This is a genomic window from Ectopseudomonas toyotomiensis, from assembly GCF_017167985.1.
Classification (GTDB): Bacteria; Pseudomonadota; Gammaproteobacteria; order Pseudomonadales; family Pseudomonadaceae; genus Aquipseudomonas; species Aquipseudomonas toyotomiensis.
The window spans coordinates 4,183,899-4,197,960 of record NZ_CP070505.1; the positions used below are offsets into that span (position 1 = coordinate 4,183,899).

Sequence of the window (14,062 nt, forward strand, 5' to 3'; positions counted from 1 at the left end):
CGGCATTCTACAGCCAGATGCTCAGGTGTCAACCGCTATTTGCGAGAAAAGTGTTTTCAACTCAGGTGCTTAGCGTTAAACAGCTGTTAGACTTCAGTGCTCCAGGCCAGGCTGGGCGAGGCTTCCGAGGGTGATGTGCGCAAGATAATTCACGTGGACTGCGACTGCTTTTACGCCGCCATCGAGATGCGTGACGACCCGAGTCTGGCCAGTCGTCCGCTGGCAGTCGGCGGTTCGGCGGACCGCCGCGGGGTAATCGCCACCTGCAACTACGAGGCGCGCGCCTATGGTGTGCGTTCGGCGATGTCGTCGCGGCATGCGCTGAAGTTGTGCCCGGATCTTCTGATCGTCAAACCGCGCTTCGAGGTATACCGCTCGGTCTCTCGTGACATTCACGGCATCTTTCGTCAGTTCACCGACCTGATCGAGCCGCTGTCGCTGGACGAGGCGTATCTGGATGTCAGTGACTCGCCGCATTTCGCTGGTAGCGCCACGCGCATCGCCCAGGAAATTCGCCGTCGTGTGGCGCAGGAGCTGCACATCACCGTGTCGGCTGGCGTCGCGCCGAACAAGTTCCTGGCCAAGATCGCCAGCGACTGGCGCAAACCCAACGGGTTGTTCGTCATTACCCCGGATCAGGTCGACGATTTCGTTGCGCAGTTGCCGGTGAACAAGCTGCATGGCGTCGGCAAGGTCACGGCTGACAAGCTGACGCGCTTAGGGATTCGTACCTGTCTGGATCTGCGGGAATGGAACAATCTGGCGCTGGTGCGCGAGTTCGGCAGTTTCGGTGAGCGCTTGTGGCGCCTGGCCCACGGTATCGACGAACGTGCCGTGCAAGTGGATAGCCGCCGCCAGTCGTTGAGCGTGGAGCACACCTACGATCAGGATCTGCCGGATCTGGAAACCTGCCTGGAGAAACTGCCGGCGCTGCTCGAAGAGATGAACGGCCGCCTGCAGCGCCTGGACGCCAGCTATCGACCGGACAAGCCTTTCGTCAAAGTGAAGTTTCATGATTTCACCCAGACCACTCTGGAACAGGCAGGGGCCAGTCGGGATCTGGAGAGCTATAGGCTATTGCTGAGCAACGCATTCGCCCGTGGCGACAAGCCGGTGCGCCTGCTCGGGGTGGGAGTCAGGCTGCATGATCTGCGCGGGCGGCAGGAGCAACTGGAGTTGTTCGCGCCGTAGGGCGGACTCAGGAGCGAAGCGAACAGTCCGCCGTTCTGCGGCGCTGTGCAAATCCAACGGCGTACTGCTTCCGAGCGGCCGGCGTAGCGGTATGCCCTACGCCTCACTCGGGCCAGAGGCGAATCGGCTTGCCGGTGGCCGGCCACAGCTGCAACTGGCCGATGTCGTTGAAGTCCCAGCGCTGCACTTCCTCCAACGCCGCGAGGAAGCGCTGCTCCTGCTCCATCAATGAGGGCGCGCACATCTTGCGGGTGCTACCCGGGGTTTCGAAACGGACAGCGTCATCCTTCAGCGTGTAGCCAGCGAACCAGTGGTTGCAGCCGGCATGCCCGTGAGCGCGACCGTCAGCGGCAAAGGTGACGGTCAGGTGGCTGCGGTCGATCAGCGGGCTTTCGCCGATCCATTCCACCTGGTAGCTGCGTTCGGTTTCCAGCTGTGGTGCGTCGCTGGCACAGCCGACCAAGGTGGCGGTGAGCAGGGCAAGGGGCAGGGCGCGGTACATGGTGTCAGGCCTCCTGGCAGGTGCGGCATAGGTGACGGCCAGCGTCGTTACGCCAGCCAAGCTCGGCGATACGGGCTTCGGCGGCTGGCGCTTGCGCGGCTTTGCCGAGCGCGGCATCGACGGCGAATTCGAAATCCAGCTGCTTGCCGCAGCTGTCGCAGTTCACTTGCCAGTTATGAATGGCCAGTTCCTTGAACTGCGGACCCTTGCACACGGCCAGCCATTGGCCGGGCGGGTTGATCAGGTGGCGTACCTTCTCCACTTCCAGGCGCATGTGCAGGTCGCGACTGCCCTTGAGGGTGACCAGCAGCACGTCATTGGCCTGGATCGAACCGCCGTTGCCGGTGACCTGGTAGCGGCCCGGCGCCAGTGCGCGGCATTCGGTGAGGGTGTGTTGCGGGTTGAGCAGGGAATAACGGAAATCGTGTTCGGCCATGGGTCCTCCAGATCAGCCGGCATGCTATCACGCGCCGGCCTTGACCTCATTGCTTGGCCGGCCGGCGAGCCAGGCGGCGATGTTGTCCAGCGTGGTGCGGGCGATGGCGTCGAGCGCCTCGTGGGTGAGAAAGGCCTGGTGCGCGGTAACGATGACGTTGGGAAAGCTCAGCAGGCGGGCCAGGGTGTCGTCCTGCAATGGCAGGTCGGAGTGATCCTCGAAAAACAGTTCCGACTCCTCCTCGTAGACGTCCAGCCCCAGGTAGCCGAGCTGGCCGCTTTTCAGCGCCTTGATCAGTGCCGGCGCCTCGACCAGCGCGCCGCGGCCGGTGTTGATCAGCATCGCGCCACGTTTCATCTGCGCCAGACGCGCAGCATCTATCAGGTGGTAGCTGTCATCGGTCAGTGGGCAGTGCAGGCTGAGGATGTCGCTGCTGGCGATCACTTCTTCGAGTGGTGCCTGGCGTGCACCGAGGTCATCGAGCCCGGTCAGCGGGAACGGATCGTAGATCAGTACCTGGCAACCGAAGCCGTGCATGATGCGGGCGAATACCTGGCCGATCTTGCCACCGCCAACCACGCCGACGGTCTTGCCGTGCAAGTCGAAGCCGGTCAGGCCATGCAGGGAAAAATCACCCTCGCGGGTGCGGTTGAACGCGCGGTGGATGCGCCTGTTCAGCGCCAGTACCAGGGCCACGGCGTGTTCGGCCACGGCATGCGGCGAATAGGCCGGTACTCGCACCACTGGCAGACCGAGGCGCTGCGCGGCTGTCAGGTCGACATGGTTGTAACCGGCCGAGCGCAGGGCGATCAGGCGCGTGCCGCCGGCGGCCAACTGTTCCAGTACCGGCGCCGACAGATCATCATTGATGAAGGCGCATACCACTTCACTGCCTTTGGCCAGGGCCACGCTGTCGTGGGTCAGGCGCGCTTCATGAAACTGCAGCTGCCAATCGGGCGAGCCGTTTGCGGCCAGGAAGGACTCGCGGTCGTAGGTTTTGCTGCTGAACAGGCAGATACGCATGGCAGTTCCTCAGGCGCTTTGTGCCGCCGCTTCGGTCAGGCGCGCGATTGCGGCGTCCAGTTCGTCCAGGGCGCGCTGGGCCTCGGGGTCGTCCTGTTTGAGCAGCGTCTCGCTGCGCTGGCAGGCCATGCGCAGTTGCGGCACCCCGCAGTAGCGCGTGGCGCCGTGCAGGCGATGCACCCGCTCGATCAGGGCAGTGCGTTCGCCAGCATCGCGAGCCTGGCGGATGGCCAGGCGGTCGCCGGGCAGACCGGCCAGCAGCATGCTCAGCATGTCCGCCGCCAGATCGGCTTTGCCTGCAGCCAGGCGCAGGCCTTCTTCGGCGTCGAGTACCTTGGGCTGCGACTGCGGCGCAGCAGCCGGTGCAATCCTCTGATTGGGCTGGTTGCGCAGATTCAGTCCCGTCCACTTGAGCACCACCTGGGCCAGTTGGCGTTCGTTGATCGGCTTGGTCAGGTAGTCGTCCATGCCGCTCTGCAGCAGGGCTCGCTTCTCGTTGGCCAGCGCATGGGCGGTAAGGGCGATGATTGGCGTGGCGCTGCGACCCTGTTCGCTTTCCCACTGGCGAATCGCTTCGGTGGCTTCGCGGCCATCCATGCCGGGCATCTGCACGTCCATGAACACCAGGTCGAAGCTGCCGTGCTGTACCGCTTCTATAGCCGCGTAGCCGCTGTCCACGGCGGTGACCTGAGCACCGAGGTCATCGAGCAGGGTTTGCACCAGCAGCAGGTTGGCCGGGTTGTCGTCGGCGCAGAGGATTTGCGGTCGGCGCGTGTTGCTGATGGTGAGCGACTCGCTGGCCGGGCGTTGTGGGCTGACCAGTTCCACCAGCGCCTTGTACAGCTTGCGTGTGCAGGGTGGTTTGGCCTGGAGTTGCGCGTAGGCATCGGACAGCGAGTCGTGAAACTGCCCCAGTTCGGTGGTCGGGCACAGCACCAGGGCCTTGCAGCCGAGCCGATCGAGCTCCTCGATACGCTGGCCGAGGCTGTCGGGTGGTAGCTGGCTGGCGGTGATGCCAAGCACAGCCAGGCTCAGCGGTCGTTCGTGATTCTGCTGCTGGTTAACCGCAGCGAAGAGTTGGCCGGGATCAGCGAAGCTTTCCACCTCCAGGCCGCAGTCTTCGAGTTGGTGGGTCAGCGCCTGGCGCGCCAGCTCGTGGCTTTCCAGCACGGCCACGCGGCGGCCCTGGAGGGCGGCACGTGGCAGGTCTTCAGCGTCGTCGCGGGCCTTGGGCAGGGTCAGGGTGATCCAGAACTCAGAGCCTTCGCCCGGGGTGCTGTCGACGCCGATCTCGCCGCCCATCTGCTCGATCAGGCGTTTGGAAATCACTAGGCCGAGGCCGGTGCCACCGGCCTGGCGGCTGAGCGAGTTGTCGGCCTGGCTGAAGGCCTGGAACAGCGCGCGCAGGTCTTCATCCGACAGGCCGATGCCGGTGTCCATCACGCTGATACGCAGTTGCGCGCTGTCGGCACTTTCGTCCTCGACCATGGCGCGCATGACGATGGTGCCTTCGCGGGTGAACTTGATCGCATTGCTGACCAGGTTGGTCAGTACCTGCTTCAGGCGCAGCGGATCACCGCGCAGAGCCAACGGGGTGTCGCGGTAGATCAGGCTGACCAGCTCCAGCTGCTTTTCATGGGCTGCGGGGGCGAGGATGGTCAGGGTGTCCTGCAGCAGGTCGCGCAGGTTGAAGGGGATGGATTCGAGCATCAGCTTGCCCGCTTCGATCTTGGAGAAGTCGAGCACCTCATTGATGATGCCGAGCAGGCTGTCGGCGGACTTCTCGATGGTCGACAGGTAATCCTGCTGGCGCGGGCTGAGCTCGCTCTTCTGCAGCAGGTTGGTGAAGCCGAGGATGCCGTTGAGCGGGGTGCGGATCTCGTGGCTCATGTTGGCCAGGAACTCGGACTTGATGCGGCTGGCTTCCAGAGCCTCCTTGCGTGCGAAGTCCAGCTCGATGTTCTGGATCTCGATGGTTTCCAGGTTCTGCCGCACGTCCTCGGTGGCCTGCTCGATGCTGTGTTGCAGTTCTTCCTGCGCGTTCTGCAGGGCCTCGGCCATGCGGTTGATGCCGGCGGCCAGCTCATCCATCTCATGGCTGCCCAGCGGCGGCAGGCGGGTTTCCAGGTGGCCATCCTTGAGTTGGGCGACACCGGCCTTGATCTCGCGCAATGGCTCGTTGATGCTGCGGCCCATGCGCAGAGCGAGCAGGGCGGTGACGGCAAGGCCGCCGGCGATCAGCAGCAGGCTGGCGAACAGGCTGCGGTAGCCGCTGAGCAAGGTGCCCTGATGCGAAAGCTCCAGTTCGACCCAGCCGAGCAGCTCAGGCTGGCGGTCCTCAGTGAAGTCGTCGCTGAGCACCAGATGCTGGTCGTAGACCGGTAGCAGAAAACGCGTGGCGTCCTGGCCGCTGAGCAAGCTGACGCCGGCCTGGCCGCTGGGTGACGGGTTGAGCATGCTGGGCCCGGCATGTGCCAGTGACGTGCGCTCAGGGGTGAGAAAACCCACCGCACGCACATCTGGGTGCTCCAGTGCCTGGCGAGCGATACGTTCGAGTTTTTTCGTGGCCTGCTGTTCCAGCGCGGGGGCCGCCAGGGGCGCCAAGTGTTCGACCAGCATCTCACCGCGCTGCAGCAGTTGCGTCTGCAAACCTGACAGTTGCACCCAGGTGAAATAGCCACCCAGCACCAGCGCCAGCAGGCTGGTGGGGAACAGGGTGAGCAGCAGCACGCGGCCTTTGATGCCTAGATCCTTGAACACGGCGTTCCTCCTTAATGACATCTGGGCAGTGTAGCGATTCAGCGCGGCGGAATCTGTAGGTGAGCGATTGTCGTTTAGTAGGTAGAATTGTTCTCATTCTGCATCTTCGGTTTCTCTCCATGAACGCCAGCTCCACTTCTCCAGCCCGGATCCTCGCTGTCGAGGACGACCCTCTGCTTGCCAGTCATCTGCAGTCTCACCTGATGGCCCGTGGTTTCGACGTGACCCTCAGCCATGACGGCAGTGATGGCTTGCGCTTGGCTGAGAACGAGGATTTCGATCTGATCCTGATGGACATCCTGCTGCCCGGCACCAATGGCCTGGTGGCGCTGCAGCAATTGCGCCAGCGCCGCAGTGTGCCGGTTCTGCTGATGTCTGCGTTGGGCGATGAGCAGAACCGCATCGCCGGTTTCAGTCAGGGCGCCGACGACTATCTGCCCAAGCCTTTCAGCCTGGGCGAGCTGAGCGTTCGAGTGGACGCGATCCTGCGGCGTGTCGCCTATGAGCGCCGCGAGCCGCAGTCGAGTACAGAGGGCAACGGTTTGCAGTTCGACGAGGGCCGTAGCGATGTGGCTTTTCGTGGCGCCTGGGTCGGCCTGACGCCCAGCGAATACCGGGTGCTGGAGCTGCTCTGGCGGCACAAGGACGAGGCGCTGAGCAAACCCTTCCTTTATCAGCAGGCGCTGCGCCGCGCATACGCTCAGCACGACCGCAGCCTGGACATGCACGTCAGTCATATCCGTCGCAAATTGCAGGCCGTCGGCTACGAGGCCACACGTGTCGACACCGTCTGGGGCAAGGGCTACATCCTGACGCAGGCCGGGGCATGAACCTGCCGGGGCGACATTCGCTGCTCTGGCGGCTGGCCGGAGCATTGGCGCTGTTCTGCCTGCTGCTGGTCAGTCTGCATGTGGATGTCGGCCGTGAGCTGATCGATGCCACGTCCTACTTGCCCGAGTCCACCCGGCAGACGCTCAAAGGCTATGCCCGGGAGGCGGAAACGACGTGGCGCGAGGAGGGCGCAGCAGGCGTCGATGCCTTTCTGCAGCGGCTGCAGGAGCGTGAGCAGATCTGGGCCGTGGTGGTCGATCAGCACAAGGACTCGCTGTCCTCGCAAACCTTGACGGCCGAACAGGCGCAACGCCTCGATTTCGTGCGCAGGCTGGAGTTCCCGGTAGGGCGGCCAGGCGGCACGCCGACCTTCTACATTCCTTTCAGCGACGGCAATGCTCGGCTGGTGATGGAGTTGCCGCAGCGTTTGAACCCGCGCAAGTACAACGAACTGTGGGAGTTGCTGCTGCAGCGCGTGCTGCCGGCGGTGCTGGCCGTGGTCGTGGCCGTTCTGCTGTATCGCTTGCTGATCGCTCCGCTGGCGATCCTTAGGCGTCAGGCCGCGGCACTCAGTGCAGGCGACCTGTCTGCTCGGCTCGGGCCGCAGGTGACACGGCGCAAGGATGAGCTGGGTGAGCTGGCACGAACCTTCGATCATATGGCCGAGCGCCTGCAGGGCACCGTGGCGTTCCAGCGCCAGTTGCTGCGCGACCTGTCCCATGAGCTGCGCACGCCGTTGGCCCGCTTGCGTGTGGCGGGGGAGAGCGAACAGGACATCGAGGCCCTGCGTCAGCGCCTGGTCCGTGAAGTCGAGGAAATGGAAAAGCTGGTCGGCGACGCGTTGGAGCTGGTGTGGCTGGATACCGAACGGCCCAGCTTGCCGCTGGAAGAGGTGGACATCGTCAGGCTCTGGGATGTGCTGAGGGAAAACGCCGGCTTCGAGACGGGCTGGCCCATCGAGCGCATGCCCTGCGAGTTGCCGGCTGATTGCCGGGTGCTAGGCAATCTCAACGGCCTGGCGCAGGCGTTGGAGAACATCCTGCGCAATGCCATTCGCCACTCGCCGGAGGGTGGTGTGGTGCGCCTGGCCGGACAGCGCGAAGGGGACCAATGGCTTTTGTGCATCGAGGATCAGGGGCCGGGTGTCGCCGAGAGCGAGTTGGAGAACATCTTTCGTCCCTTCACCCGGCTCAGCGCGGCTCGTCCGGGTGGTGACGGCTTCGGCCTGGGGCTGGCCATTGCGCGCAGCATGATCGCTACCCAGGGCGGGCACCTGTGGGCAGAGAATGCACGGCCTGGGCTGCGACTGAAGCTGCGGCTGAAAAGTGTATAGTTCGTAAATTAGATTTACTCTCAAATGTAAATTCTTACTATTTGCGTCTGACCCGGCAGGGCCGGCAAGTAGTAGCGCTTCTTTTTCTTCCTAGTGCTCGCTCTCGATGGCGTGTTGTCCATCGGAGGCTTTGCCACGGCCCTTTCGATTGGCTTCGGCCGTTTGCTCCCGCTGACCATGGCGGAGCTTGCTGCCGATGTTCCGAGTTGGGTCAGCCGGTGAAGCCTATGTCCGGGGGAGTGCAGGGTTCGAGTTCCTGTGCAGGACGGCCGCTGGCAACAAGCCGACAACTCGATTTACCTTGATCACTGGGAGCAATCCACATGTCACTCAACCAGCAACGTCTCGCTGCATCGTCTCGGCCTCGATTCAACAGAACCCTGCTGGCTGTCACGCTGGCCTCGCTGGCCTGTTCGGCGGGTGCCGAGGAAAAGTCCGAGCAACTGGAGCTTGGGGCGGTAGTGGTCACCGCTACGGGTTTTGAGCAAAGCGTCAAGGATGCGCCTGCCGCCATCACCGTCATCTCCGCAGAAGAACTGAAGAAGCGCTCCTACACCGATATCACCGACGCGCTGAAGAATGTCGCTGGGGTGCAGATTGCCGGTGGCGGCGTGGAGCGCTCGATACAGATCCGCGGCATGACCTCGGGCTATACGCTGTTTCTGATCGATGGGCGGCCGATGCAGGGCAACGACTCCTTCGGCCTCAACGGTACCCAGAACGGTACGCCAATCAATTTCCTGCCACCGATCGAGGCGATCGAGCGTATCGAGGTCATTCGTGGCCCGGCTTCGTCCCTGTATGGCTCCGATGCCATGGGCGGGGTGATCAACATCATCACCAAGAAAATCCGCAACGAGTTCGCCGGTAGCATCACCACCGAGTACAGCCTGGCCGATAGCGCCAACAAGGTGAACGAGGACGGTTATCAGACCAGTGCCTATCTGAATGCGCCGCTGATCGAGGATGTGCTGGCCCTGCAGGTCAACGGTTCCTTCCTGCACCAGGATGAAAGTCATTTCCTCGGCGGTGACGACAGTGCTGCCTCTGACCCCAGGTACAGAAGAAGCAATCTGGGCGGCAAGCTGGGTTGGAACATCGACGAGCAGAACCTGGTCACCTTCAACTACAACGAGGCGCTGCAACGCCGTTGGGCCAATCCGGGCAAGAGCATCGACATGGCTGACGAGCCGAGCTACAACGAGTCGATTCTCAAGACCTACGCCATAACCCACGAAGGGCGTTACGACAACCTGCTGCTGGATACCTACGTCAACTACGACACCTCGGAGAACCCGACCCGTGTCAACGCCAATACCGGCAATGGCATCGAGTACAACGTGCTGACGGCCAACACCCAGGCCACCTATTTCCTCGGCTCTCATGCGCTGACCGGCGGCCTGACCCACAAGTACGAAGAGCTCAAGGACGGTGCCAGCAGCGGTCTGCGTCCGCCGGTCGTACCGGTAGCCGATGCGGTGGTAGAGATGGAGCGCTACCAGAACTCGATCTTCCTGGAAGACAACTGGAGCCTGACCGACGACCTGTCGCTGACCTTGAGTGCCCGCTACGACGACAACGAGGCATTCGGCAGCGAAGTCAGTCCCAAGGTCTATGCCGTCTATCACCTGACCGAGAACTTCACCCTCAAGGGCGGCGTGACCTCCGGCTACAAGGCGCCGAGCCTGCGCCAGGCCGCAACCGATTTCGGCTCCAGCTCCCGGGGCGGCGTCATCATCGGTAACCCCGAGCTGACGCCGGAAACCAGCCTCAATCGCGAGATCGGCATCGGCTACGAAAACTTCGATCTGGGCCTCAACACCACCTTGACCGTCTACCAGACCGACTACAAGGACAAGATCAACCGCACCGGTCGCGTCTGCCAGCCGAACGTGCCCTGCGTGTACAACGGCACCGCCTATCCGGCGCATCAATACGGCTACACCGCCTACGAAAACGTCGACGAGGCGGAGCTCAGGGGCGTCGAGTTCACCCTCGACTACCAACTGCTCGACAACCTGATTTACCGCCACAGCTACACCTACACCAGCACCGAACAGAAGACCGGCCAGTACAAGGGCGAGCCGCTCAACGACATGGCCAAGCACATGTTCAACGTTTCGCTGGACTGGCAGGCCACGCAGCAGCTGAACCTCTGGACCCAGCTCAACTACCGGGGCGAGACATCCGGTCGCTGGCAGACCGGCACCAGTGGCGCCGCCAGCAACGGCGTGACCTATCCGGCCTATACCTTTGCCGATATCGGCCTGGTGTACCGGCCAAGCAAAGATCTCAGCCTGAAGTTCGGCGTGTACAACGTTACCAACAAGGAAGTCACCACCGACGATGACTATGCCTACAACCTCGATGGCAGGCGCTACGTGTTCGGCCTGACTCAGAGCTTCTGAGGCGCTGCACATCGCCCAGGCCGCCCTGCGCTGGCCTGGGCCGCCAGTTCCTGGTGCGCTGCTACGGCAGCACACCGCACTCAATAGCGAGGAATCCATATGACGCTGTTCAAGCGTAGCCTGATCAACCTGCTGCACCTTGGCATGCTGCTGTGCGCCGTGTCGGCCCATGCCGCCTACCCACTGGTCATCGAGCATGGCCAGGGCAGCCTGACCCTGGAGCAGGCGCCCACGCGCGTCGCGGTGTTCGATCTGGGCGTACTCGATACGCTCGACGCCCTGGGCATCGCCGCCGCTGGCGTACCGCAGATGGCCGGGCCGGCCTACCTGAAGGCGAAATACGAAGGGCGCAAGACCGTCAATGTTGGCACCCTGTTCGAGCCGGATCAGGCGGCTTTGGAGCGTCTCAAGCCGGACCTGATCATCATCGGCGGTCGTTCCAGCAATCGGTTCGAGGCGCTTTCGGCGCTGGCGCCGACTATCGACCTGAGCATCGCCCCAGACCACTTCCTGGCGGGCGTGCAGGGTAATCTGAAAGTGCTGGGCGAGATCTTCGACAAGCAGGCGCAGGCTGCACAGCTCCAGGCACAGCTGGATAAGGAACTGGCTGCCGTTCATGCAAAGACTACCGGCCAGAGCTCGCTGACGCTGTTCACCGTCAATGACGCGCTGATGCTGCATGCGCCGGGCGAGCGTTTCGGCATGCTCAACGAAGTGCTGGGTACTCGCTCGGTGGTCGAGTCGGTGGATCCTGCGAGCGTTGCGCAGGGGCGTCCGGCGCCGGATTCGCCCGAGGCCAGGCAACTGCGCGAGCGGCAGAAGGTGCGCCTGGAGGCGGCGTTGAAAGAACAGCCGCAGTGGTTGGTGATCCTCGACCGTGGAGCGGCAACCGGCGGTGAAGGCAAGGCCGACGAGACGCTGGGCAAGCATGCCGGTATAGCAACCAGCAAGGCTTGGGCCGATGGCACGGTGTTCTATCTCGATCCGGCGACCTGGTATATCGCCACTGGCGGCTATCAGGGCCTTATTAGCACTCTGAAGGCTTTCGCTGCCGCGCAATAAAAGAGGCGGCATATGGCCCGGATGCAGTCCGGGTCACTACCAGACAATCCCGGATTGCATCCGCGGCAAGGCTTGATCACCGCCTGCAACCGATCATGGCGTGATGAAGCGACGGGTTCGGCGTATCATGATGCCCCTTCGCGTCAGTCTGGATTCGAGCGACCCATGACCCTGCAATTCCCCACCATTGCCGACTGCATCGGCAATACCCCCCTGGTACGCCTGCAACGCCTGGGCGGTGAAACCAGCAACACCCTGCTGGTCAAGCTGGAAGGTAACAACCCGGCCGGTTCGGTCAAGGATCGTCCGGCACTGTCGATGATCAACCGCGCCGAGCTGCGTGGCGATATCCAGCCTGGCGATACCCTGATCGAAGCCACCAGCGGCAATACCGGCATTGCCCTGGCGATGGCGGCGGCGATCAAGGGCTACAAGATGATCCTGATCATGCCGGACAACTCCACCGCCGAGCGCAAGTGGGCGATGACCGCCTATGGTGCCGAGCTGATCCTGGTCAGCAAAGAGGAGGGCATGGAGGGCGCCCGTGATCTGGCCGAGCGGCTGCAGGCCGAGGGGCGCGGCAAGGTGCTTGACCAGTTCGCCAACGGTGACAACCCCGAGGCGCATTACAGCGGCACCGGCCCGGAAATCTGGCGCCAGACCGGCGGAACCATCACCCACTTCATCAGCTCCATGGGCACCACCGGCACCATCATGGGCACTTCGCGCTACCTCAAGGAGCAGAACCCGGCGATCCAGATCGTCGGTCTGCAGCCGCAGGAAGGCTCGGCCATCCCCGGCATCCGTCGCTGGCCGCAGGAGTACCTGCCGAAGATCTATCAGGCCGAACGTGTCGATCAGGTGATGGACATGGGCCAGGCCGAGGCCGAGCACGTCATGCGGCGCCTGGCGCGGGAAGAGGGCATCTTCTGCGGTGTTTCGTCCGGCGGTTCGGTGGCCGGCATGCTGCGCCTGTCGCAACAGGTGGAGAACGCGGTGCTGGTGGCGATCATCTGCGACCGTGGCGACCGTTACCTGTCCACCGGCGTTTACGAAGAACCGGCGCACTGATGGCCAGACGCAGTTCCAACCTGCGCTTTCAGCCCAGCGGCGGCAGCCGTGCGGCGCAGGTTCCAGTCGGCAAGAAGCAGAAGCTCGCCATCGAGCGCCTGGCCGGTGACGGTCGCGGCATCGCCTTCGAAGGCGGGCGCACCTGGTTCGTCAGTGGCGCTCTGGCCGGCGAGCAGGTCGAAGCGCGGGTGCTCAGCGCCCGCAGCCAGACCGTCGAGGCGCGCGCCGAGCGCATCTTCATCGCCAGCAGCGAGCGCCGTGAGGCGCCCTGCATGCACGCCGACCGCTGTGGCGGTTGCAACCTGCAGCACATGCCCCATGCCGATCAGTTGGCCCTGAAACAGCGCACGCTGGCCGAGCAGCTGTCACGTCTGTGCGGTGTGCAGCCGGATGAGTGGGCCGCGCCGCTAGCCGGTCCTGAATTCGGCTACCGCCGCCGCGCGCGTATCGCCGTGCGCTGGGACGCCAAGGCGCGTCAGCTGCAGGTCGGCTTTCGCGCAGAGGCCAGCCAGGACATTGTCGCCATCGATGAGTGTCCGGTGCTGGTACAGCCTTTGCAGCCTATTTTCCGCGCGTTGCCGGCGTTGTTGCGCAGCCTGGAAAAACCGCAGGCAGTCGGGCACGTGGAACTGTTCAGTGGTACTGCCGAAGCGTTGCTGCTGCGGCACACAGCAGCGTTGGCGGAGGCTGATCTGAGCCGCCTGCGGGCATTCTGCGGCGAGCATAGTGCGCAGCTGTGGCTACAGGGTGAAGGACAACCGCAGCCGGATGAGCAGAGCGCCGAGCTGGGCTTTGAGTTGCAACGCTGGCACCTGCGACTGGCTTATCGGCCTGGCGATTTTGTGCAGGTCAATGGTCTGGTCAACGAGGCGATGGTCGCTCAGGCGCTAGACTGGTTGGCAGTGCAACCTGGTGAGCGGGTGCTGGATCTGTTCTGCGGCCTGGGCAATTTCGCCCTGCCGCTGGCGCGTCAGGCTGCTGAGGTAGTAGCGGTGGAAGGTGTCGAGGCGATGGTGCAGCGGGCCGCTGGTAACGCGCATAACAATGGCTTGGACAATGCGCACTTTTTTCGTGCCGATCTGTCCAACCCGCTGGCCTCCGAGGCCTGGGCGCGTGGCGGTTTTACCGCGGTGCTGCTCGACCCGCCACGCGATGGCGCGTTGCAGGTGGTGCGTGGGATGAGTGAGTTGGGCGCGCGGCGCCTGGTCTACGTCTCCTGCAACCCGACGACCCTGGCGCGCGATGCGGCCGAGCTGGTGCAGCAGGGCTATCGCCTGCGCCGTGCCGGGATTCTCGACATGTTCGCGCAGACGGCGCATGTCGAGGCGATGGCTCTATTCGAGAAACCCGAGACTTAGGTCTTGGGCCAAAGCGGTACGTTCGGTACCGCAGGGATGTGCAGGATGCGCATTCTTTCAGTTAATCCGACCGGCTCAGAGAAGGCC

General features: G+C 63.4%; 11 protein-coding genes. 7 read left to right on the forward strand and 4 right to left on the reverse strand.

Going from position 1 to position 14,062, the window contains the following annotated elements; translation table 11 throughout:
• Window positions 1-186: 186 nt before the first annotated feature.
• Window positions 187-1,191 (forward strand): DNA polymerase IV, encoded by a 1,005-nt coding sequence (dinB, locus tag JWV26_RS19455; RefSeq protein WP_420890304.1) that lies wholly within the window; start codon window positions 187-189, stop codon window positions 1,189-1,191.
• Window positions 1,192-1,294: 103 nt separating this feature from the next.
• On the opposite strand, the gene JWV26_RS19460 is transcribed toward dinB, so the two are convergent.
• Genes JWV26_RS19460 through JWV26_RS19475 form a run of 4 tightly spaced genes read right to left on the reverse strand, consistent with a single transcriptional unit; the run spans window position 1,295 to window position 5,912 of the window.
• Window positions 1,295-1,693 (reverse strand): META domain-containing protein, encoded by a 399-nt coding sequence (locus JWV26_RS19460; protein WP_074914114.1) that lies wholly within the window; start codon window positions 1,691-1,693, stop codon window positions 1,295-1,297.
• A gap of 4 nt (window positions 1,694-1,697) precedes the next feature.
• Window positions 1,698-2,129 carry a hypothetical protein gene (locus JWV26_RS19465; protein ID WP_003461765.1) on the reverse strand — a complete coding sequence of 144 codons (432 nt, stop codon included), beginning with the start codon at window positions 2,127-2,129 and terminating at the stop codon, window positions 1,698-1,700.
• A gap of 27 nt (window positions 2,130-2,156) precedes the next feature.
• Entirely contained in the window at window positions 2,157-3,152 is a 996-nt protein-coding gene (locus tag JWV26_RS19470; RefSeq protein ID WP_074914116.1) for a 2-hydroxyacid dehydrogenase, read from the reverse strand.
• Window positions 3,153-3,161: 9 nt separating this feature from the next.
• Window positions 3,162-5,912, reverse strand: a complete 2,751-nt coding sequence (locus JWV26_RS19475; protein ID WP_074914117.1) for a response regulator — start codon at window positions 5,910-5,912, stop codon at window positions 3,162-3,164.
• Window positions 5,913-6,031: 119 nt separating this feature from the next.
• On the opposite strand from JWV26_RS19475, the gene JWV26_RS19480 reads away from it, so the two are divergent.
• From JWV26_RS19480 to rlmD, 6 genes are all read left to right on the forward strand, one after another.
• The gene (locus tag JWV26_RS19480) at window positions 6,032-6,742 is read left to right on the forward strand and encodes a response regulator transcription factor (RefSeq protein ID WP_072424600.1); all 711 of its coding nucleotides are present in this window, start codon (window positions 6,032-6,034) and stop codon (window positions 6,740-6,742) included.
• Entirely contained in the window at window positions 6,739-8,076 is a 1,338-nt protein-coding gene (locus tag JWV26_RS19485) for a sensor histidine kinase (protein WP_074914119.1), read from the forward strand. Before JWV26_RS19480 ends, JWV26_RS19485 begins: the two co-directional genes overlap by 4 nt.
• A gap of 323 nt (window positions 8,077-8,399) precedes the next feature.
• The gene (locus tag JWV26_RS19490; RefSeq protein ID WP_074914120.1) at window positions 8,400-10,484 is read left to right on the forward strand and encodes a TonB-dependent receptor domain-containing protein; all 2,085 of its coding nucleotides are present in this window, start codon (window positions 8,400-8,402) and stop codon (window positions 10,482-10,484) included.
• A gap of 99 nt (window positions 10,485-10,583) precedes the next feature.
• Window positions 10,584-11,546, forward strand: a complete 963-nt coding sequence (locus JWV26_RS19495) for a siderophore ABC transporter substrate-binding protein (RefSeq protein WP_074914121.1) — start codon at window positions 10,584-10,586, stop codon at window positions 11,544-11,546.
• Between the two features lie 165 nt (window positions 11,547-11,711).
• The gene (gene cysM, locus JWV26_RS19500) at window positions 11,712-12,617 is read left to right on the forward strand and encodes a cysteine synthase CysM (RefSeq protein ID WP_017677484.1); all 906 of its coding nucleotides are present in this window, start codon (window positions 11,712-11,714) and stop codon (window positions 12,615-12,617) included.
• On the forward strand, window positions 12,617-13,975 hold the full coding sequence (gene rlmD / locus JWV26_RS19505; protein ID WP_196456225.1) for a 23S rRNA (uracil(1939)-C(5))-methyltransferase RlmD: 1,359 nt from the start codon (window positions 12,617-12,619) through the stop codon (window positions 13,973-13,975). Before cysM ends, rlmD begins: the two co-directional genes overlap by 1 nt.
• Window positions 13,976-14,062: the final 87 nt, after the last annotated feature.

What these genes read in the sequence shown, in the direction of transcription:
- dinB (WP_420890304.1), top strand. Translation starts at nt 187, where the DNA reads ATGCGTGACGACCCGAGTCTGGCCAGTCGTCCGCTGGCAGTCGGCGGT.
- JWV26_RS19460 (WP_074914114.1), bottom strand. Translation starts at nt 1,693, where the DNA reads ATGTACCGCGCCCTGCCCCTTGCCCTGCTCACCGCCACCTTGGTCGGC.
- JWV26_RS19465 (WP_003461765.1), bottom strand. Translation starts at nt 2,129, where the DNA reads ATGGCCGAACACGATTTCCGTTATTCCCTGCTCAACCCGCAACACACC.
- JWV26_RS19470 (WP_074914116.1), bottom strand. Translation starts at nt 3,152, where the DNA reads ATGCGTATCTGCCTGTTCAGCAGCAAAACCTACGACCGCGAGTCCTTC.
- JWV26_RS19480 (WP_072424600.1), top strand. Translation starts at nt 6,032, where the DNA reads ATGAACGCCAGCTCCACTTCTCCAGCCCGGATCCTCGCTGTCGAGGAC.
- JWV26_RS19485 (WP_074914119.1), top strand. Translation starts at nt 6,739, where the DNA reads ATGAACCTGCCGGGGCGACATTCGCTGCTCTGGCGGCTGGCCGGAGCA.
- JWV26_RS19490 (WP_074914120.1), top strand. Translation starts at nt 8,400, where the DNA reads ATGTCACTCAACCAGCAACGTCTCGCTGCATCGTCTCGGCCTCGATTC.
- JWV26_RS19495 (WP_074914121.1), top strand. Translation starts at nt 10,584, where the DNA reads ATGACGCTGTTCAAGCGTAGCCTGATCAACCTGCTGCACCTTGGCATG.
- cysM (WP_017677484.1), top strand. Translation starts at nt 11,712, where the DNA reads ATGACCCTGCAATTCCCCACCATTGCCGACTGCATCGGCAATACCCCC.
- rlmD (WP_196456225.1), top strand. Translation starts at nt 12,617, where the DNA reads ATGGCCAGACGCAGTTCCAACCTGCGCTTTCAGCCCAGCGGCGGCAGC.